Here is a 19,932-nt window from a genome sequence, read left to right as displayed (position 1 = left end):
TTCAGTTTTTACTTACAAAAAAGAAGTTTCCGTTCCTCTAAGAGTATAGACAAACTGTTTTTTTCAAATCTAATAAATTCTATAAAACAAAAAAATTTATTTATTAGAATTACTCAGTCATCTACTAAAACTTTCCGCTGTGAGAAAAGTGCTAGAAACTATCATGTTTCTAGCACTCGGGAGTTTTGGAAGTAAAACAGTTCGGGGAACTGTTTTAGCATGAGCCTAAAATTTGAAAAGCGAATGGATTCAAAACGAATTGAACACGGGCTGCGGATCGTGTCAAAAAGATAAGTCTTCCTAGAATCTAAAGATTCTGCATCAAACTTCCTATTTTGACTTTATCCGCGAACGCCCTTTGTATCTTAATTTAGTCATGGAACTTCTTTGAAGTTCGCTTACGTCCGTACTCACCTAAGGAAAGTTATTTAGATGAATTTATCTTACAAAAAAGAGGTTTCCTTGTACTGACCCCAAAAAGTTAGACAATGAATTTACACAAAGGATTTAGTTCTGTATTGCACAGGACTGAGTCCTTTTAGTTTGACCTTAATTCGTTTATTGTTGTAATAATCAATGTAGTCTACAATAGCTTGTTCTAATTGCTCAAGTGACTGAAACGTCTTCTCATACCCATAAAACATTTCGGACTTAAGAATGCCAAAGAAGGATTCCATCATGCCGTTGTCTGGGCTGTTACCCTTACGTGACATGGACGGTTGAATTCCTTTATCCTCTAAAAAACGATGATAATACTGGTGTTGATACTGCCATCCTTGATCACTATGGAGAATTGTATTTGTGTAATGATTCTCAGTAAAGGCCTGGTCTAACATAGCTTTCACTTGTTCTAAATTTGGCGACGTCGAAAGATTATAAGCGACGATTTCACTGTTAAAACCATCTAATACTGGTGATAAGTAGAGTTTTTGAGTGCTTGCTGGAATGGCAAATTCTGTCACATCTGTGTAGCACTTTTCCATTGGTTTTGAAGCTTCAAACTGGCGTTGAATAAGGTTGTCGGCTTTCTTACCAATATCTCCTTTGTGAGAAGAATACTTTCGCTTCTGCCGGATTCTAGCTTGTAAATTGAGGACATTCATCAACCGCTGAACCCTCTTATGATTGACCAAAAAGCCACGATTTCTTAATTCTAAATGTATCCGACGATAACCATAATTTCCCTTGTGTTCAGTAAAAATAGATTGGATTTCAGCTTTAAGCCCTTGATCCTTATCTGGTTTGTCTAGCTGTTTCAAATGATAATAGTAGGTCGAACGAGCGAGTTTAATGGCCTTTAGAAGAATATCTAACGAAAACTCAGTGATTAATTCTTGAACAATTTCTGTCTTTCTTCTTTCTCTTTTTCCTCCTTCAATCGGAGTTCTCTCAACTTTTTTAGAACAGCATTCTCCGCTCTCAGGTATTCATTTTCTGCTTGAAGACGCTCTAACTCAGTCATCTCTTCAGGTTTCTTCTTTGGCTTACGTCCCATTTTAGGTATCCTTCCTCTTGTTTTCTCAACAATAGTATACCCATTTTTCTTGTATTGTGCCAGCCAATTTGGAAGCATTCCTTGGTTTGGGAGAGCATAATCAAGGCTTACACTTCTTTGTGAACGACCTTCAAGTAAGACTTTATCAATGATTTCTCGTTTTAGTTCAGGAGAATAGTAACAATTCTTTCCTTTTTTTACGATTTCTATTCCATAACGATCAATCAATTTAATCATGTACTGAAGATTAGAAATCTTTATCCCAAATTGATTTGAAAGTCGCCTAAAACTCTCTCCTTGCTTTCTTGATTCATATATTTGAACTTTATCTTCAAAAGTTAATTTCATAATAAAAGCACCCCAAAAATTAGATTTTTCTGTCTAACTTTTAGGGTGCAGTTCACACCTTCGAAACCTCTTTTTTTATTCTTAGTTGTTAAGAGCTGCTGCCATTGTAGCTGCAACTTCTGCTTCAAAGTCATTTGAAGCTTTTTCAATACCTTCACCAACTTCAAAGCGAACGAATTCAACAACTGAAGCAGTTACTGATTCAAGGTAAGCTTCCACTGTCTTGCTGTCATCCATGATGTAAACTTGAGCAAGAAGAGTGTAGGCTTGGTCAACTTTCGTGTTGTCCAAGAAGAAGCGGTCCATTTTACCTGGTATGATTTTATCCCAGATTTTTTCTGGTTTACCTTCAGCTGCCAATTCAGCTTTGATATCTTCTTCAGCTTGAGCAACCACTTCGTCAGTCAATTGAGCTTTAGAACCATACTTCAAGTGTGGAAGAGCTGGTTTACCAACCATTGCACGGCTTTCGTTATCTTGGTCGATGACGTGGTTCAATTGTGCCAATTCATCTTTCACGAATTGTTCATCCAATTCTTTATATGAAAGAACAGTTGGTTTCATTGCAGCAATGTGCATTGAGATTTGTTTAGCAAGTGCTTCGTCTCCACCTTCGATTACAGAGATAACACCGATACGTCCACCGTTGTGTTGGTAAGCACCGAAGTGTTGTGCATCTGTTTTTTCAAGCAAAGCAAAACGACGGAATGAAATTTTTTCACCGATTGTAGCTGTTGCAGATACGTATGCAGCTTCAAGAGTTTCACCTGAAGGCATTGTCAAAGCAAGAGCTTCTTCGTTGTTAGCTGGTTTACCTTCAGCGATCACTTTCGCTGTTGCGTTTACCAATTCAACGAATTGAGCGTTTTTCGCAACAAAGTCAGTTTCAGCGTTTACTTCAACAACTGCTGCAACGTTACCATTGACATAAACACCAGTCAAACCTTCAGCGGCAACACGGTCAGCTTTCTTAGCTGCTTTAGCCATACCTTTTTCGCGAAGCAATTCGATCGCTTTTTCGATATCACCTTCAACTTCAACCAATGCCTTTTTAGCGTCCATGACACCGGCACCAGATTTTTCACGCAATTCTTTTACAAGCTTAGCTGTAATTTCTGCCATTTTTGTTCTCCTATATTTTTTAATAAAATAAGAGGGTCGGGCTGAGCCCTGCCCTCTTAGGTTCGTTACTTATTGAATGAAATTAAGCGTTGTCGCCTTCTACAACTTCAACGATTTCTTCGATTGAATCAGCTTGACCTTCAGTAGCTGCCAATTCAGCTTCTACTGTAGCAACACTGTCTTCACCTTGACGTCCTTCGATAACAGCGTCAGCCATTTTCGCAGTGATCAATTTAACAGCGCGGATAGCGTCATCGTTCGCTGGGATGATAACATCGATATCATCTGGGTCAGTGTTTGTGTCGACCATCGCTACAACTGGGATACCCAATTTCTTAGCTTCTTTAACAGCGATTTGTTCTTTATGTGGATCCACAACGTACATTACGTCTGGGATACGAGGCATGTCTTCGATACCGCCCAAGAATTTTTCAAGACGAGCGCGTTGTTTGTTCAACAATGCAACTTCTTTCTTAGGAAGAACTTCAAAAGTTCCATCTTCTTCCATGCGTTTGATTTCTTTCAAACGAGCGATACGTTTTTGGATTGTTCCCCAGTTAGTAAGAGTTCCACCCAACCAACGGTGGTTGATGAAGTATTGACCTGCACGAACAGCTTCTTCTGCAACAGCATCAGCAGCTTGTTTCTTAGTACCTACAAACAAGATGACTGCATCGTTTGCAGCTGCATCACGCATGAAGTCGTATGCTTGGTCTGCATATTTTACAGTTTGTTGCAAGTCGATCACGTGGATTCCGTTACGTTCTGTGAAGATGTACTTAGCCATCTTAGGGTTCCAGCGACGAGTTTGGTGACCGAAGTGTACACCAGCCTCAAGAAGTTGTTTCATTGAAATTACTGCCATGAGTAGTTTCTCCTTTTTTGTTTTTTTCTCCTCTCTCAGACGTCAACTTGCAGCACGACCACAAGGGCAACGGTGCCACAATGGATCCGAGATGAGTATTTGCTGTCTTAGACAACTCTATAAGTATAGCAGAAATCACTAGAATTCGCAAGTTATTTGAGAGATTTTTTCACCATTCTTCATCTACAATAATTTGAAGCAAAAAGTTTTTCTTGACCTATCTTGTTTTTTAGGTTACAATATTATATGTTATGGCGGTATAGCCAAGTGGTAAGGCACGGCTCTGCAAAAGCTTGATCGTCGGTTCAAATCCGTCTACCGCCTTGATAATAAAATTTTTTATCATCTTTTATCTTTTAAAAATTCCCCTAGCAATAGGGGTTTTTTGTTGCACTTTGGGTCCTTTCTTAATGATGGTTTTCCTAAAGCTTTCCTCTTCTATGCCAAGCACACCTCAAAAAATCCTAACAAATACTCTATGTAAACCAAGGTTCCCCTCAAAATGATAAAATCGTAATTGTCCTATCTGCTGCAACTATCAAGTACTTAAAAGTTATTTCCGATCTGAAATAACATCGAAGAAATGAACCCTCCAAGTTTTTCTTGGAGGGTTCTCGCTTTCTTACAATTCAGCAATTTGGTTCAAGTTTACTTCTGCAACCGTATCGTTACCGAACATAGAAATGACCATTTTCACCTTGTTGTTATCAATTTCAGTGATCTTACCAGTATAGTCTGTGAAAGCACCGTCGATGATGCGAACTGTATCGCCCACCTTGACATCCAAATCAAACTCTTGAACGGTTTGACCCATAGAGAGCAAGATGCTGCGGATTTCTTCTTCCAACAATGGAGTTGGTTTTGAACGGTTCCCGTGGGATCCAACGAAACCAGTAACGTTCGGTGTATTCCGAACAACAAACCAAGCTTCATCTGTCATGACCATTTCAACCAAGACATAACCTGGGAAGCGGTTTTCTTCGATTTCTTTTGTTTTACCGTTTTTCTCAACTTGTACGGTTTGAGTCGGAATCTCTACGCGCAAGATGTTTTCTAACATATTGTAAGTTTGCGCACGTTGCAAAAGATTCTCTTTTACCTTGTTTTCATATCCTGAGTAGGTTTGTAATACAAACCAGCCTTTATCAAAACTGTCCATTTGGGCATCCTTTCTTTCTGTTTAGCCTGCTCGAGCTTTTGTGAACACACTAAAAAAAGCCTCTTGGCTTTCCTTTTCCTAGCTTCATTATACCACATTTTGCAGGAATGCAAAGAGGTTTGCTGATTTATTTTTTAGAAAAGAGCACAAAAGTGGGAGTGGGAAAGAATTCCAAGAAATTTAAAGAGGTTGAAGAGGTTGAAGAGGTTGAAGAGGTTGAAGAGCGAACAAAGACTTAGGATACTTGCTTCGCAAGTTTTATCCGCCACCTCAAAGCAGTGCTTTGAGCAATCAGCCACTGCGTCTTGTAGTTATTCCTATCAAACATCAAAGGCTGGACAGTTTTTGCCCAGCCTCATGGCTTCTTTTCTTAAAAGAAATTGATCATGTGCAATAGGCCACGTGCAATGACTTTGTCGAATAAATAAATCAATGCAACAAAGAAAGCGGTGTACTCAATCACTGAGATAAAGTTTTTCCATCTTTCCTTGCGATTTGGCCAAGTTGTATCTTTTAGTAAGACGAAAATATCTTTAATGAATTTCACAACTCTCTCCTATCGTGTTTCTTTATGGATGGTATATTTGCTGCAATGTTTGCAGAATTTATTAACTTCTAAACGTGTTGGTTTTGGCGTCCCACTCAACTTAATGGAGTAATTGCGTGACCCACAAACCGTACACGCTAGACTTGCTTTTTTTAATGCCATAACGCCTCCGTTCACCTCATTATAGCAAGTTTTCCACGTTTTGACAAGGACAGAAACCCTTCTGTCAAGAAAAAAGTAAATCTAAAGCGTTATCACTCTGGTTTTCACTTCATTTTTGGTAAAATAAAATAAAAGGAGACGAATATGAAAAGTGATAACCTAAAAGAAAGTAGAAATATCGAAGACCGTCGAGGGCAAAGCTACTCCCAGTCTTCCGGCAACAGTAACCTTGGCGGGGGCATTTTACAAATTTTGCTATCGCCCGGAAGCTTCAAGAGTAAAATCATCATCATCCTTCTCATGGTTCTTCTAGGAGGGGGAGCTAGCCTTGGGGGTCTCTTTGGAAATGGGACTTCTTCTCAGCCTTACCAGTCCACCCAAGTCACGCGCACCAACAAGACCCATGTAGACGATGCAGATGCCCAGTTCGTCAGCAAAGTCCTTGGGACAACAGAAGATCATTGGCACAAGGTCTTTCAAGCCGAAGGACGGACCTACCAAGAGCCTAAGCTAGTCTTCTATACCGGACGGACAAAGACAGGCTGTGGGGTTGGGCAAGCATCGGCTGGTCCCTTCTACTGTCCAACCGACAAGAAAATTTATTTGGACATGAGCTTCTATAAGGAATTGACAACTAAATACAAGGCCAGCGGGGACTTTGCCATGGCCTACGTCATCGCCCACGAAGTCGGCCACCACGTACAAAATGAGCTGGGAATCCTTGGCAAATACCATCGTATGCAGCAAGGACTTTCTGAAAAGGAACGAAATGCCATCAGCGTTCGCATCGAGCTGCAAGCCGACTATCTAGCAGGTGTCTGGGCCCGTTCCATTCAAGACCGAAACCTTCTAGATATCGGTGATATCGAAGAAGCCATGAATGCGGCCCATGCGGTCGGTGACGACACTCTCCAGGAGCAAGCTTACGGCTACTCGGTGCCAGATAGCTTTACCCACGGGACCTCAGAGCAACGCATGCGCTGGTTCAAACGGGGCTACCAGTACGGAGATTTGCAACACGGCGATACCTTTAGCTTGTCAGATAGTGAACTTTAAATACAAAACGATTCAGAAGAAGTTCTGAATCGTTTTTTTGATTAGAAACCAAGCCAGCCTTTGAAGGTATCCCAAGCGTTTTTCGCTTTTCCTGGGATATCGGCTTCGTCGATTGCTTTTTTCGCATCATCGACCATATTCGATGCCTTCTCTTTGACATCCTCAAAGAAACCTTTGTCTTCTTTGCTATCTGTTTCTGTCGTTTCTTCTCCGACTGGCGCAATACCATTTTCAGCATAGGAGTTCTTCACCGAGTCAAACTGAGTACCGTCTGTATAAGGCAGGACACTGCTTGCGACATTACGAAAGATCTCCGACGCCGTCCCAGCACTACTATCGGTTAGGTAATGACCTTCATCGGTCGTTGGGAAACCAAGCCATTGACTGATGACAACATCTGGCGTGTAGCCGATTACCCATTGGTCTCCAGAGAGATCCTTGTTAAAGCTGGTCTCTGTCGTACCAGTTTTCCCTGCCATAGTATAACCATATGGTGCAGCGTTGACCCCTGTACCATTACTGAAGGTCCCCAGCATCATATTGGTCATCTTATCCGTTGTGGATCCACTAAGCACCCGTGTTGATTTCTGACTGTGACTCTTGACCACTTGTCCACTTGCATTTTCAATCTTGGTAATGAGATGGGCATCATTCATGACCCCACCATTGGCGAAGGTCCCATAAGCTTGTGCCATCTGCATTGGATTGGTTGTCACACCGGCTCCCAAGGCAACGGCAAGCGACTTGTCCACCTTGTCCATGTTGAGCCCGAATTTTTTCCCGTATTCAAAGACCGTATCGAGACCCAATTCATTCGCCGTTGCTACGGCTGGAAGGTTAAGGGATTCTGCCAAAGCCTGGTACATTGGTACCGTTGGGCTCGACTGGATTCCCGCATAGTTATTAACCTCATAGCTTCCATATTGGGTGGTACTATTGTCCAACTCCTTATTAGTCGACCAACCTTCAGCAACAGCTGGGCTATAGACGACTAATGGTTTGATGGTTGATCCCGGACTACGGGCAGCCTGGGTAGCGTAGTTGTAGGTACGGAAACCTGGATTTTGATCGCTTCCGACACGCCCTACGAGAGCCCGAACCCCTCCGGTCTTAGGATCGAGGGCGACACTACCAGATTCCGCGCGCGTGCCGTCTTCCGCTACTGGGAAGAGGGCCGTATTGTCATAGATCACCTGCATGCTTGCTTGGTAATTCTGATCCAGCTCGGTGTAGATCCGGTAGCCATTTTTGACAATGTCTTCTTCGGTCAAGCCGTATTTATTGACCGCTTCATTGATAACCGCATCAAAATAGGATGGGTAGCGGTAATCCTCCGACTTGCCTTCATAGGCATCGACCAGCTGGCCATGGATATCGACAGCAGCAGACTGATCAGCTGTTTTCTGGTCAATATAGCCAGCTGCCACCATATTTTGGAGGACAGTATTGCGGCGATTGGTCGCATTCTCTACCGAATAGAGCGGATTATAGATTTCAGGCCCCTTGAGCATACCGGCGAGTACCGCGGACTGATCCAGGCTTAATTGACTAGCTGAAACCCCAAAATACTTCTTGGAAGCATCCTCAATTCCCCAAACCCCATTTCCAAAATAGGCATTGTTGAGGTACATGGTGAGGATCTCTTTTTTACTGTATTTCTTATTGATTTCAAGCGCTAGGAAGAATTCCTTGGCCTTGCGTTCCACCGTCTGATCCTGAGACAGATAAGCATTCTTGGCTAGCTGCTGGGTGATAGTCGAACCACCACCTGAGCGACCCAGGGTCAAAATCGCTAAGAAGAAGCGACCATAGTTGATCCCGTTATTCTTGTAAAAGCTCCGGTCCTCTGTTGCGACCACGGCATTTTGCAGATTCTCACTAATGGCATCGAGTTCGACATAGGTTCCTTTTTGCCCGGTCAAACTTCCCGCCTGGTCCCCATTCTTATCATAGATAATGGTGGTCGCCTTCAGTGCACTCTGCAAATCCTTGACGTTGGTCGTCTTAGCGAGGTAGAAGAGATAGCCCCCTGTCAAGAGGCTAAAGCCTAGCCCAATGATCAGGAGAATCTTGGTCAAATGGAAGCGGCGCCAAAAACGACGGAAGGGGTGCTGAGAGAGGGGCTTGCTTTTGTGCTTGCCTGAGCGACTATAGGTTGGCTCTACTGTCTCTTCCTGTAGTTCTGTTTCTGGCACTTCTTCTGCCACCGCTTTTGGGGGATGATCCTTTCTAAAAAAAGTGATCAGGTTTTCAAATAATTCTTTTATTCTATTCATATCTGTTATTTTAACACCTTATCCTTGTCCTAGCAAGAAAAGATCGCTCATTCCCTTCTCCCATTTAGTTTTCTTTAAGCTTAGATTTTGCTACAATAGGGTCATGAACTATCAATTTACCATCCCACAATCCTTTCCCCAGATGACTGTGAAAGAGCTGCTTGAGGACTACTTCCTCATTCCCCGTAAGATCCGGCATTTTTTACGAACCAAGAAGCACGTCTTGGTCAATGGCGAGACCATCAACTGGCAGAGCCCCGTTCAAAAAGGAGACCAGATCCAGCTGATCTTTGACACAGATGATTACCCTGAAAAAGAGCTCCCAGCCGGAGATCCGAGTCTGGTTGAAGAACTCTATCAGGATGAGCATGTCATCATCGTTAATAAGCCTGAAGGCATGAAAACCCATGCCAATGAGCCGACAGAAATTGCTCTTCTCAACCATGTTTCCAGCTATGTTGGATCCACCTGCTACGTCGTGCACCGCCTAGACAAGGAAACCAGCGGGGCGATTTTATTTGCCAAAAATCCTTTTATCCTGCCCATTCTCAACCGCATTTTGGAAGATAAAAACATCCAACGCGAGTACTGGGCCTTGATCCAAGGTAGCTTAGCACAAAAAACCATCGTCTACAAGGATAAAATCGGACGCGATCGCCACGATCGGCGCAAGCGCCTGGTCGATCCACGCAAGGGGCAGTATGCAGAAACCCAGGTGACGCAACTGAAAAAAATCGGGCGAAACAGCCTGGTCAAATGCCAGCTCAAGACGGGGCGTACCCATCAGATCCGGGTTCATCTATCCCATCATGGGCACCCGATTGTCGGGGATCCTCTCTATAACCCTGCACGCGGAGAACGACTCATGCTCCATGCTCACCGCTTGACCTTTACCAATCCATTAACCCTTGAAACCATCCAAGTCGAAGCCCCTTCCAAGAGTTTTGAAGAAGGGTTGAAAGATTGAAAAAAAGAAGCCATAGGGCTTCTTTGGAGAATGTAAACAAACCGTTGTTATAGACAATCTAATAACTTCCATTAAGACAAAAAATTTTATTGCTTAGAGTTATTCAATCATCTTCTGAAACTTTCCGCCGTGAGAAAAGTGCTAGAAACAATAGTGTTTCTAGCACTCGGAATTATTGAGACCTTAGGCTCAATAATTAGTCATGGAACTTCTTTGAAGTTCGCTGACGTCCGTACTCACCTAAGGAAAGTTTTTAGAATGACTTTGTCTTCATTCAAAAAAGAAGCCACAGGCTTCTTTTTTTATTATTGATAGCGAGGGGTTGCAAATCCACGAATATTGCCATGGCCGATCCGGTAGGTATTGCGACGGACTTGGTTGTTGGAGTTTCCTTCAATGGTATGAATGATCCCATTTGAGACGCTTTCGACAATTCCGATGTGATCCGCAAAGCCGTTATTTGGCTGGCTATTTTGATCCCAGTTAAAGGTGATGATATCCCCTGCTTTTGGTGTAGAGGCACCATTTTCATTCCAAATGCCCAAGCGTTTGAAGATCTGAATGTGACGTTCAACTCCACATTCACGACCAATCAAACCGCTCAAACCTTCCCGCTGGAAGACTGTTGTGACAAAGATATCACACCAATCATCGGTCGTTTTCACTGCATACCCCACTGGAAGTGGTTTGACACTGTTATAATCATTAACCAATTGATGGTGAGCTGCGGTACCGCCACGAACGCCAACTAGACTAGCTGCTGCCCGTAAGACACGGTCCCGTTGCCCATTCGGCACACGAGGACTAAAAGCAGTTTGATCTGCTGTTACACGAGGATGGAGGGCTGTTTGACCAAGGTTAAATCCTTCAACACCACCATCGACATAATCTACATAGACGTGAGTGGTGTAGTTTCCCTGTTGATACTGGTGATTGGCTGTAGAAACTTGCACTTCTGTGTGCATACCAGAAGGTGCTGTTGCATACCAGAAAAGATTTTCTTGATGTGCTTTAGACCAGACAGCAACACGGATATTCTTAATCCGGCGTCCCTGAGGCGCTTGATCCACCGTTACCGTATAGGTTCCAGCACCAGAATTAACATTCTTGATCCCTGTTTGTGTCTTTGTCTTAGCATTTCGGAATTCGACTTCTGTAGTCGTTGTTCCAACACCCACACGAGAGCCATCATTTTGGATGTAGTAGAGGTGGATATGGTACTTACCAGTAGAGTTCTTATGATCGCTCGCTTTGATGGATACCTTGTAGTCTCCATTTGATTGGCGAGTCGCTTCATACCAGCGAATATCGTCTTGACCGTCCTTATCAGACCAAGTTGGGACTTGGACTGTTCGCACACCTTTAGGGCTGTAGACATCCTTAATGATGACGTCAAAAGTCCCCGTATCCTTGTTGTTGTTTTGAATAATAAGATTGCCAGTTGGACGAGATTGATTTTTGAAATCAATAAAGGCTTTTTTGACAAACTTGTTTTGACCCTTGGCATCCACATAGAAAACTTGCGCTTCATACTTGCCATCGGCATTTTCGTGATCACTAGCTTTCGCAGTCACTGTGTAGGAACCATCTGCTTGGCGAGTCGGAGTGTACCAGACAATGTCTTTCATGCCATTCGCATGAGACCAGAATGGAATCTTCACTTCCTTATAGCCATCGAAACCTTGAAGATTCTTGGCAGTAATCGTGAAGGTGCCCTCTTTTTCTGATTTTTTTATGGTCAAATCAGCAGATGGTTTGGGAGCTGTATAATCAACAAAGGCCTTTTTCACAAACTTGTTTCGACCTTGGGCGTCCACATAGAAGACTTGCGCCTCATACTTGCCATCAGCGTTTTCGTGGTCATTTGCTTTCGCAGTTACAGTGTATGAACCATCTGCTTGACGCGTCGGAGTGTACCAGACAATGTCTTTCATACCATTGGCATGAGACCAGAATGGAATCTTCACTTCTTTATAACCATCGAATCCTTGGAGATTCTTAGCGGTGATTGTGAAGGTACCCTCTTTTTCTGATTTCGTAATGGTCAGATCAGCAGATGGTTTGGGAGCTGTATAATCAATAAAGGCCTTTTTCACAAACTTGTTTTGACCTTGAGCATCTACATAGAAAACTTGCGCCTCGTACTTGCCATCAGCATTTTCGTGAGCACTCGCTTTAGCTGTTACGGTATATGAACCATCTGCTTGACGAGTCGGAGTGTACCAGACAATGTCTTTCATGCCATTGGCATGAGACCAGAATGGAATCTTCACTTCTTTATAACCATCGAATCCTTGGAGATTCTTAGCTGTGATAGTAAAAGTACCTTCTTCTGACTCTGATTTTTTAATATTCAAATCTGCAGAAACCGGAGAATCCTGTTGAGGGACACTCTCATTTCTCGCTTCTACCACCCGTGCCCGTGCGCCATAGGGAGCGCGACTAGCTCCCACAGCAGGTGCTGGATTCTCTGATACAACCTTGTCGCTAGTTCCCTTATCAAAAGACGGGTTATTGCCAACAGTCGGTGTGACAGGTGCTGTCTCTGTTACAACAGATTTTTCTGTCTGAACTGCTTGATCAGTTTTCACCCCATCGGTTGCAATATTCTGAGTTTCTGATACCGTTGTTGTTTTCAAAACGACAGCTGAAGTATTTTCTGAGGTTTGATCGGCTGCGACTTGCTCATCTGCCTTGACCTGTTGTGTCGAAAAGGCTAATAAAACCGCTGCCCCAGCATAAACAATAAGATCTTTCTTTTTCATTTAACTTCCCTTACATTTTTTTATACGGATTCTACCCACATAGTAGTATTATAGCACAAATCGCCAGATCACGAAACAACTTCATTAGAAGATTTTATCCTGTTTTTAAAGAAAACAGAAGGCCAGATTGGCCTTCTGATTAGCTTATGCAAAAATAGAGAAGAAAGGTGCTCCAAGCTTGTTATCCATTGGGTCTTTACTCTTAATAGAGTGGAGATAATTGATCGAATACCAGCCGTTGTTGCCACTATTATATGGATCGCGGACATAGGTTCTACCATTATCATAGCCATGCAAGACCAACTCATGGGTATAAGGATCACTGGTGAATTGGCTATTGCCTACCGCAGCAAGTACATGCTTGCCAGCCATGAGGGCTTCTGCAATGCCTCCAGCTCCATTAACCAATTGGCTCTTCAAGCCCCAGTCACGAGTGGCAGCTACAATCCCATCAGAATCTGTTCCTGCTTCACCTTTGTTGAATGAATCAGTATTGTTGTAGAGATAATCAGCTACTGTTGTTGGCAAAATAGTTCTACCAAGGATATCTGTGAAAGTCATAGCAAGAGAGGTTGGTACACAACCTGACTGATCGACATTGCTCACACCGTAATATTTCCCAGCCCAACGAGGATCCCGTTGAGAATAATAGGTTGTTCGTGGATTCACCTTTTGATTTCGTGGAGACAAGGCTGTTTGACCGAGGTTAAAGCCTTCAACTCCCCCATCTTTGTAGTCCACATAGACGTGAGTAGTATAGTTGCCTGCTTCATTACCGTAATTATTAGCAGAAACTGTGATCTCTGTGTGCATACCTGTCGGCGTTGCAGAATACCAGTAAAGATTTTCTTGATGAGCTTTAGACCAAGCGGCGACACGAATGTTCTTAATCTGACGCCCCTGAGGGGCTTGATCTACAGCTACTGTATAAGTCCCGTTCGTTGCATTGACATTCTTGATAGAAGCTTGCGTCTTGGTCATGGCATTTCGGAACTCCACGTCTGTAGTCGTGGTACCAATACCAATCCGAGAACCATCATTTTGAATGTAGTAAAGGTGAACATGGTACTTACCAGTAGAGTTCTTGTGATCGCTCGCTTTGATGGATACCTTATAATCTCCGTTCGCTTGACGAGTCGCTTCGTACCAGCGGAGATCATCCTGTCCATCCTTATCCGACCAAGTAGGGACTTGAACAGTCCGTACGCCTTTAGGACTATAGACATCCTTGATGACGACGTCAAAAGTACCCGTATCCCTATTGTTGTTTTGGATCAAGAGAGTGCCGGTTGGACGAGATTGATTTTTGTAATCAATAAAGGCTTTCTTGACAAACTTGTTTTGGCCTTGAGCGTCCACATAGAAGACTTGCGCTTCGTACTTGCCATCAGCATTTTCGTGGTCACTCGCTTTGGCTGTTACGGTATAAGAACCATCTGCTTGACGAGTCGGAGTGTACCAGATAATGTCTTTCATCCCATTAGCATGAGACCAGAATGGAATCTTCACTTCTTTGTAACCTTCGAAACCTTGAAGGTTCTTAGCCGTGATGGTGAAGGTGCCGTCTTTTTCTGATTTTGTAATGGTCAGATCAGCAGATGGATTAGAAGCTGTGTAATCGATAAAGGCTTTCTTGACAAACTTGTTTTGGCCTTTAGCATCCACATAGAAGACCTGCGCTTCATACTTGCCATCAGCCTTTTCATGGTCACTAGCCTTAGCCGTTATAGTATATGAACCGTCTGCCTGGCGAGTCGGAGTATACCAGATGATATCCTTCATCCCATTGGCATGAGACCAGAATGGAATCTTCACTTCTTTGTAGCCTTCAAAACCTTGGAGGTTCTTAGCCGTAATGGTGAAGGTACCATCTTTTTCTGATTTTGTAATAGTCAGATCAGCTGCAACAGCGTTGGCCAGTTTTGTCGCTGTATAATCGGTAAAAGCCTTTTTCACAAATTTGTTTTTGCCTTTAGCATCTACATAGAAGACTTGCGCTTCGTACTTGCCATCAGCATTTTCATGATCACTGGCTTTGGCTGTAACGGTATAAGAACCATCTGCTTGACGAGTCGGAGTGTACCAGATAATGTCTTTCATCCCATTGGCTTGAGACCAGAATGGAATCTTCACTTTCTTGTAGCCTTCGAAACCTTGAAGATTTTTAGCCGTAATGGTAAAGGTACCGTCTTTTTCTGATTTTACAATAGTCAGATCCGCTGAAACCGGAGTCTGATTTTTCTTTCCAATGGCTACTGTCGTCGTTGTTCCACCCACACCCGTCAATTGTCCATTATTCTGAACATAGTACAGGTGGACATTGTAAAGACCGGTTGAGTTCTTATGGTCCGCTGCTTTTACATTGACGGTATAGGTCCCGTTTGCTTGACGGTTGGCTGTATACCAAACAAGGTCATCTTGACCACCTGTTTCTGACCAGATTGGGACAGAAACTGTTCGAACTCCATTTGGCGCCTTAACATTTGAGATGACAACGTCAAAGCGTCCCGCCATGGTATCGTTATTGACAATGTTAATTTTCCCACTTAAGCTACCTTCTGTCGGGTCTGCGGCAGGTTTTGCGTTCGCTGTGAAGCGACCTGTATAGTCCACACTGTGGTCAAATAGGTGTTTTCCTGGAAGCAATTCCGCTTGAGAAGTGAACTGCCACGCGCCAGCTTTCCCATTGTAACGCAAGCTTTTCGCATCGTTTACAGACAGTTTTGGAGAAGGGTATTGGGCAACCCAGAAATTCTGAAGACCAAATTGAGCGGTGTTGACAGGACCTTTCTTGCGAAGGTTGTTTTCATCCAACCAGCTAGCACTTGTGTAGAACATCAAGTTAGTGTAGCCATTTTTACGCATTTCGTCAGCCCAGGCTTGGGTGTTGCGGTTAATGTTTGGCTGCATCTTGGCATCCTCAAAGTCATTGACCATGAGGGTATTCTTTGGCAAACTCAAACGTTGTGCAGCTGCAATATAGAACCGCGCTTCTGCACGCGCTGCTTCCTCAGAAGTATAGCGTGAGAAGTGGTAGGTCGATACTTGTAGACCCGCAGCTTGTGCATTACGAATTTGGTTCTCCGCATTTGGGTTCTTGTACCAAGTGTCTTCTGTCAATTTGACAACGACACCGCCCACGCCTTTATTAGCTAGGGTACGGTAGTCTCCAATACTAATGTCTCCGTTATGGCTACTCACATCAACGAATGATTTTGGCTGAACCGCCACATCTGTTGAACGACCAGCTGGAGCGTGAGCGCCTGTGTTAAAGAAGGTCGTGCTTCCTGAATCAGACGGAAGAGGAGTTTCTTCTTTCTCAGTAGTCGATGCATCTGTAGCCTTTTCTACAGATGGGGTCCCACTTTCTGAAGCTGCGGCCTTGCTCACAGGTGCCACAGCTGGTTCGGTCACATTTGCTGGTGCTGCATAGTTGCTTGCGACAGGTGCTACTGACTTTTCAGCAACGGCTACTTCTGGCGCTTTTTCAGCTTGGACTTGGTTGCCTTCAGTAGTAGTGGCCTCATTTGAAACCAGCTCATCTGCACTGACTCCCTGAGCAGATACAGCCATCAAGACTGCCGCTCCGGCATAAAAAATAAGATCTTTCTTTTTCATATAAACTTCCCTTTATACAAATTTTATACGTTAATCATTTTACCACACGGTTTCAGCGATGAAAAGTTTCATAAGGTAATTTTTTAAAATTAGTGATATTTTTTTGAAAAACTAAAAAAGAAGTCCGTCTGACTTCTTTTGATCTTATGATAAATGTTTTAAGGCTGTCTTTAAGTAGTGACCATCTCTGATTTCCTGACCAACACGCTTGGCATTGTCCACCAAGGTTTGGTAATCAGCGTCTGAAAGATTGTCGATTGTCTCCTTCAAATCATGGAGCGACTCTACTGCAATCCCACAGCCCTTCTCAAGCACAAAATGAGACAAGGCTGACTGTTTCCAAACCACAAGTGGGAATCCTGAGGCCAAGTACAGTGATGCTTTATGAGAGTTGTTATAGCGAAGGTACTCGCCAAAGACACCACTACAGGTTTCAGCACTATCACCATCCCAGACAAGTCCAAAACCACCCTCAAGGGCCGCAGGAAGCTTATCCGGTAGAAAGGAACCAAAGTAAGTTTCATTCTCTAAAGCTCTACTCTCATCAAAACCAACACCATAGAGATTATAGGCAGGTTCTGCAGGAAGAGCATAGAGATAACCAGCTTTTTCTTGTGCCAAATTACCAGCCACAATAATTGGCTGATTCTTAGTTAGACCAGTCTTCTCTTGGAAATTTGGAATCAAATAGTCGAAAATGCCAAGGCTAACAATCTTATCTTCCGCTATCCCTTTATCCACCAAGATAGATTTCATAACTGGATTGTGAGCGATGATCCCATCAGCTGCTTTGAGAAAACTTGCTTCTTGAAGGTACATCCGAATTCTGTGTTTTAAAGGCAGTGAAGTCATGTTGGCATGGCGAAGCACTTCTAGGTCATGAATCAAAAGATAGACTTTAATCCCTCTTATTTGCGCTTTTTTGACCAAATGGGTGGAGAAAAAGCTATGGTGAAGCATTGGAAACTGGATCAACAACTCATCTCCTTGCTTTAGTTGATCCAAGGCTTGTCCAAAAGCTTTTGCCTTATGGCGTTGAGCCGCAAGGGTACTCATCTGATACCAATTGTCGACGGAAAGGACCAAGGGATGATAGCCTTCTTCTTTCACAATACTTTCTACGTCATTGCGTGCTTTATTTCCCGCGTTCTTTGCGTTGACATCATGCAGGAATTCTTCTTTTAAGTAGTATTTCATAGATTATGGTTTCTTTCAATCAAACTCATTTGCTACGACTTCCAAAGCTCGCTCAATAACCACGTGCATGTCGTAGTATTTGTAGTCTGCCAAACGTCCACAGAAGATAACCTTATCATTTTTGGCTGCTTCTTCTTGGTACTTAGCAAACATGGCGTTGTTCTTTTCATCATTGATTGGGTAGTATGGTTCATCCCCACGTTTCCAATCAGCTGGGTATTCACGTGTGATAACTGTCTTAGGTTGTGTACCATACTCGAAGTGCTTGTGCTCAATGATCCGAGTATAAGAAATCTCACGCTCTGTGTAGTTGACCACCGCATTCCCTTGATGGTTTTCCTCATCCAAGACTTCGTGTTCAAAACGCAGGCTACGGTACTCCAACTCACCGTGTTTGTAGTCAAAGTACTGGTCAATCATTCCTGTAAAGACAACTTTATCAGCTGAAGCTTCAAGCTCTTCACGATTGGCAAAGAAATCAACCCCAAGTTCTACTTCTACATCACCCAGCATGTTTTCAATGATGACGTTGTAACCACCGATTGGAATTCCTTGGTAACGGTCATTAAAGTAGTTGTTATCAAAGGTCAAACGAACTGGGAGACGTTTGATGATAAATGGTGGAAGGTCTGTTGCAGAACGTCCCCATTGTTTTTCTGTATAGCCCTTGATCAATTTTTCATAGATATCTGGACCGATCAACTTGATGGCTTGTTCTTCCAGGTTTTTTGGCTCAACATCTTTCATATCAGCCGTTTGATCAGCAATCTTGTCCTTGACTTCTTGAGGAGTCTTGGTTCCCCACATAGCGTAGAAGGTATTCATGTTAAAGGGAAGATTGTAAAGACTGCCCTTATAGTTAGCTACTGGTGAGTTGATATAGTTGTTGAATTCAGCGAACTGGTTGACATAGTCCCACACTTTTTTGTTAGACGTATGGAAAATGTGGGCACCATACTTGTGAACATTGATACCTTCAACCTCTTCACAGTAGATATTCCCACCGATGTGATCCCGCTTGTCAATCACTTTTACTTTTTTACCACGTTTTGTAGCTTCATGTGCGAAGATGGCTCCAGACAAACCAGCACCAACAATCAGATAATCGTACATAGTAGACTCCATTATTTTTCTATTTTAAAATATATCTAAACTCTTAGCCGTTTCGTTAGACTCGTAGCTATAGATTAGACCTTCAAATTCCCCCAATTTCCTCACTATAAGAGAGAGAATTGACCGGCTTTTTCTTGACAACTTCTGTTGCAAAGAGTGTGAACATAAAGATGTTATAAGTCGGTACAAACCAAAATGCTTCAATCATACAGTTAATCGCAATGAGGGACAAAATTGCAACAAATAAATAACGTCCCTTCTTGAATTCATATTTTGAAACAATGACATAAATACCGACTAATAAAGCAACCGGTACGATACCATATGTAAATAGCATCTGAACATAAGACGAATCGACATAATTATAATTGAGGACAGACTCCGTGCTTCCTCCGGATCCGATAAACTGAACCCCTCTTGTTCCAAACCAATTCAAAGGGTATAAATTAAAAGCATTTTTACCTAAGGCTAACCGACCAGTGATGAATTGATTAATTTGGACATAAAGTGGAGATGACCAAGAGAAATGATAGGTTAAATAGATCATTCCGGTTGAAAAAAGGATGACCGAATAGGGCAACAAGTGATACAACTTCAGCTTCTTCTCCTTTGTGAAATAAAAGAAGAGAAACAGTAAGACAGCGACCAATAGTGAGATCGCATTCATACGAGCATCACAGAACTTCATAATAAATAAAGCTAAGAGCACGCCACTTAGGGATCGTAAGCCAATATACCGATCTTTTAGCAAATAGGAGATCGCAACATAAAGGTAGAAACAATGGGCTGCGAAATCTGTTGGATAGATAAACCCAAATGAATTACGGATAACAGCACCCCGACTATATTGTAAGTTTGGAACTACCTTTAACAGTGACAATAAAAATACTGTAAGGACAATCGTACCTGCAACAAATACATACGTCTTTAAAATGACTTTCCTATCCGCATTAACCAGTAAAACCATTAAGAGAGAATAAACTAAGAAATTTAACTTATCCGTCTTGGAATAAACCATAACAGCTACCATCAATAACATGGCAGACAAGATTAGATAATGATAGGGAATCGAGATTTTATTAAAAAAACGAAGCAATAAGAGAGCTACAACCACTAAGAGAGAGCTCGCACCAACATGCAAAAAGCCCTTATTTAACATCGTAGTGGATATTGTATTAAAGAAGATCACAATCGAGACGACAAAACCAACCAGTAGATCGTCAAATTTCATTTTTATCATTA

14 protein-coding genes and 1 tRNA gene are annotated in these 19,932 nt (G+C 42.7%); 3 read left to right on the top strand and 12 right to left on the bottom strand.

All coding sequences use genetic code 11. The annotated features are described in order from the left end of the window. Nucleotides 1–494: 494 nt before the first annotated feature. The 3 genes from SM121_RS02790 to rpsB form a co-directional block, all read right to left on the bottom strand. Nucleotides 495–1,843, bottom strand: a protein-coding gene (locus tag SM121_RS02790; RefSeq protein ID WP_320910627.1) for an IS3 family transposase whose coding sequence is annotated in 2 segments (ribosomal slippage) — nucleotides 495–1,402 and nucleotides 1,402–1,843 — 1,350 coding nt in all. Because the reading frame shifts where the segments join, the coding sequence is not laid out codon by codon here. A gap of 81 nt (nucleotides 1,844–1,924) precedes the next feature. Beyond that, nucleotides 1,925–2,965 (bottom strand): translation elongation factor Ts, encoded by a 1,041-nt coding sequence (tsf, locus tag SM121_RS02785; protein WP_320911102.1) that lies wholly within the window; start codon nucleotides 2,963–2,965, stop codon nucleotides 1,925–1,927. An 82-nt stretch (nucleotides 2,966–3,047) separates the two neighbouring features. Continuing rightward, nucleotides 3,048–3,830: a 30S ribosomal protein S2 gene (gene rpsB / locus SM121_RS02780; RefSeq protein ID WP_003002189.1), complete on the bottom strand. Its 783-nt coding sequence runs from the start codon at nucleotides 3,828–3,830 to the stop codon at nucleotides 3,048–3,050. A 253-nt stretch (nucleotides 3,831–4,083) separates the two neighbouring features. Here rpsB and SM121_RS02775 point away from each other — a divergent pair. Beyond that, nucleotides 4,084–4,154, top strand: a tRNA-Cys gene (locus tag SM121_RS02775). 298 nt (nucleotides 4,155–4,452) lie between these two features. On the opposite strand, the gene nusG is transcribed toward SM121_RS02775, so the two are convergent. The 3 genes from nusG to rpmG form a co-directional block, all read right to left on the bottom strand. Next, the gene (gene nusG, locus SM121_RS02770; protein ID WP_003002077.1) at nucleotides 4,453–4,989 is read right to left on the bottom strand and encodes a transcription termination/antitermination protein NusG; all 537 of its coding nucleotides are present in this window, start codon (nucleotides 4,987–4,989) and stop codon (nucleotides 4,453–4,455) included. A 370-nt stretch (nucleotides 4,990–5,359) separates the two neighbouring features. After that, complete coding sequence (secE, locus tag SM121_RS02765) at nucleotides 5,360–5,536, bottom strand: preprotein translocase subunit SecE (RefSeq protein WP_003002261.1); 177 nt, start codon at nucleotides 5,534–5,536, stop codon at nucleotides 5,360–5,362. Nucleotides 5,537–5,545: 9 nt separating this feature from the next. Further along, nucleotides 5,546–5,698 carry a 50S ribosomal protein L33 gene (gene rpmG, locus SM121_RS02760; RefSeq protein WP_003009043.1) on the bottom strand — a complete coding sequence of 51 codons (153 nt, stop codon included), beginning with the start codon at nucleotides 5,696–5,698 and terminating at the stop codon, nucleotides 5,546–5,548. A gap of 144 nt (nucleotides 5,699–5,842) precedes the next feature. On the opposite strand from rpmG, the gene ypfJ reads away from it, so the two are divergent. Continuing rightward, nucleotides 5,843–6,754, top strand: coding sequence for a KPN_02809 family neutral zinc metallopeptidase (ypfJ, locus tag SM121_RS02755; protein ID WP_151379258.1), 912 nt, complete (start codon nucleotides 5,843–5,845; stop codon nucleotides 6,752–6,754). A gap of 41 nt (nucleotides 6,755–6,795) precedes the next feature. Here the strand turns inward: ypfJ and pbp2a are convergent, their stop codons facing one another. Continuing rightward, nucleotides 6,796–9,030 (bottom strand): penicillin-binding protein PBP2A, encoded by a 2,235-nt coding sequence (gene pbp2a / locus SM121_RS02750; RefSeq protein WP_151379257.1) that lies wholly within the window; start codon nucleotides 9,028–9,030, stop codon nucleotides 6,796–6,798. Nucleotides 9,031–9,133: 103 nt separating this feature from the next. On the opposite strand from pbp2a, the gene SM121_RS02745 reads away from it, so the two are divergent. Further along, entirely contained in the window at nucleotides 9,134–9,997 is an 864-nt protein-coding gene (locus SM121_RS02745) for an RluA family pseudouridine synthase (RefSeq protein ID WP_320911101.1), read from the top strand. A gap of 305 nt (nucleotides 9,998–10,302) precedes the next feature. Here SM121_RS02745 and SM121_RS02740 read toward each other — a convergent pair whose 3' ends face one another. The 5 genes from SM121_RS02740 to SM121_RS02720 form a co-directional block, all read right to left on the bottom strand. Next, complete coding sequence (locus SM121_RS02740) at nucleotides 10,303–12,762, bottom strand: GBS Bsp-like repeat-containing protein (protein WP_003012975.1); 2,460 nt, start codon at nucleotides 12,760–12,762, stop codon at nucleotides 10,303–10,305. Between the two features lie 144 nt (nucleotides 12,763–12,906). Next, nucleotides 12,907–16,380: a GBS Bsp-like repeat-containing protein gene (locus SM121_RS02735; protein ID WP_320911100.1), complete on the bottom strand. Its 3,474-nt coding sequence runs from the start codon at nucleotides 16,378–16,380 to the stop codon at nucleotides 12,907–12,909. Between the two features lie 144 nt (nucleotides 16,381–16,524). Next, nucleotides 16,525–17,577 carry a sugar transferase gene (locus tag SM121_RS02730; protein ID WP_151379256.1) on the bottom strand — a complete coding sequence of 351 codons (1,053 nt, stop codon included), beginning with the start codon at nucleotides 17,575–17,577 and terminating at the stop codon, nucleotides 16,525–16,527. A 15-nt stretch (nucleotides 17,578–17,592) separates the two neighbouring features. After that, nucleotides 17,593–18,690 carry a UDP-galactopyranose mutase gene (gene glf, locus SM121_RS02725; protein ID WP_320911099.1) on the bottom strand — a complete coding sequence of 366 codons (1,098 nt, stop codon included), beginning with the start codon at nucleotides 18,688–18,690 and terminating at the stop codon, nucleotides 17,593–17,595. Nucleotides 18,691–18,772: 82 nt separating this feature from the next. Next, entirely contained in the window at nucleotides 18,773–19,930 is a 1,158-nt protein-coding gene (locus tag SM121_RS02720) for a polysaccharide polymerase (RefSeq protein WP_151379254.1), read from the bottom strand. Between the last annotated feature and the right edge of the window lie 2 nt (nucleotides 19,931–19,932).

This window comes from Streptococcus sp. S1, assembly GCF_034137685.1.
Lineage (GTDB): Bacteria > Bacillota > Bacilli > Lactobacillales > Streptococcaceae > Streptococcus > Streptococcus dentalis.
Note: the sequence above shows the minus strand (reverse complement) of the source record. Positions and strands in the feature narration are given on the sequence as shown.

Excerpts from the sequence above, each read along its gene's own strand:
- nusG (WP_003002077.1), bottom strand. The coding sequence starts at position 4,989 with ATGGACAGTTTTGATAAAGGCTGGTTTGTATTACAAACCTACTCAGGA.
- rpsB (WP_003002189.1), bottom strand. The coding sequence starts at position 3,830 with ATGGCAGTAATTTCAATGAAACAACTTCTTGAGGCTGGTGTACACTTC.
- SM121_RS02740 (WP_003012975.1), bottom strand. The coding sequence starts at position 12,762 with ATGAAAAAGAAAGATCTTATTGTTTATGCTGGGGCAGCGGTTTTATTA.
- SM121_RS02735 (WP_320911100.1), bottom strand. The coding sequence starts at position 16,380 with ATGAAAAAGAAAGATCTTATTTTTTATGCCGGAGCGGCAGTCTTGATG.
- ypfJ (WP_151379258.1), top strand. The coding sequence starts at position 5,843 with ATGAAAAGTGATAACCTAAAAGAAAGTAGAAATATCGAAGACCGTCGA.
- SM121_RS02745 (WP_320911101.1), top strand. The coding sequence starts at position 9,134 with ATGAACTATCAATTTACCATCCCACAATCCTTTCCCCAGATGACTGTG.
- pbp2a (WP_151379257.1), bottom strand. The coding sequence starts at position 9,030 with ATGAATAGAATAAAAGAATTATTTGAAAACCTGATCACTTTTTTTAGA.
- SM121_RS02730 (WP_151379256.1), bottom strand. The coding sequence starts at position 17,577 with ATGAAATACTACTTAAAAGAAGAATTCCTGCATGATGTCAACGCAAAG.
- rpmG (WP_003009043.1), bottom strand. The coding sequence starts at position 5,698 with ATGGCATTAAAAAAAGCAAGTCTAGCGTGTACGGTTTGTGGGTCACGC.
- glf (WP_320911099.1), bottom strand. The coding sequence starts at position 18,690 with ATGTACGATTATCTGATTGTTGGTGCTGGTTTGTCTGGAGCCATCTTC.
- SM121_RS02720 (WP_151379254.1), bottom strand. The coding sequence starts at position 19,930 with ATGATAAAAATGAAATTTGACGATCTACTGGTTGGTTTTGTCGTCTCG.
- tsf (WP_320911102.1), bottom strand. The coding sequence starts at position 2,965 with ATGGCAGAAATTACAGCTAAGCTTGTAAAAGAATTGCGTGAAAAATCT.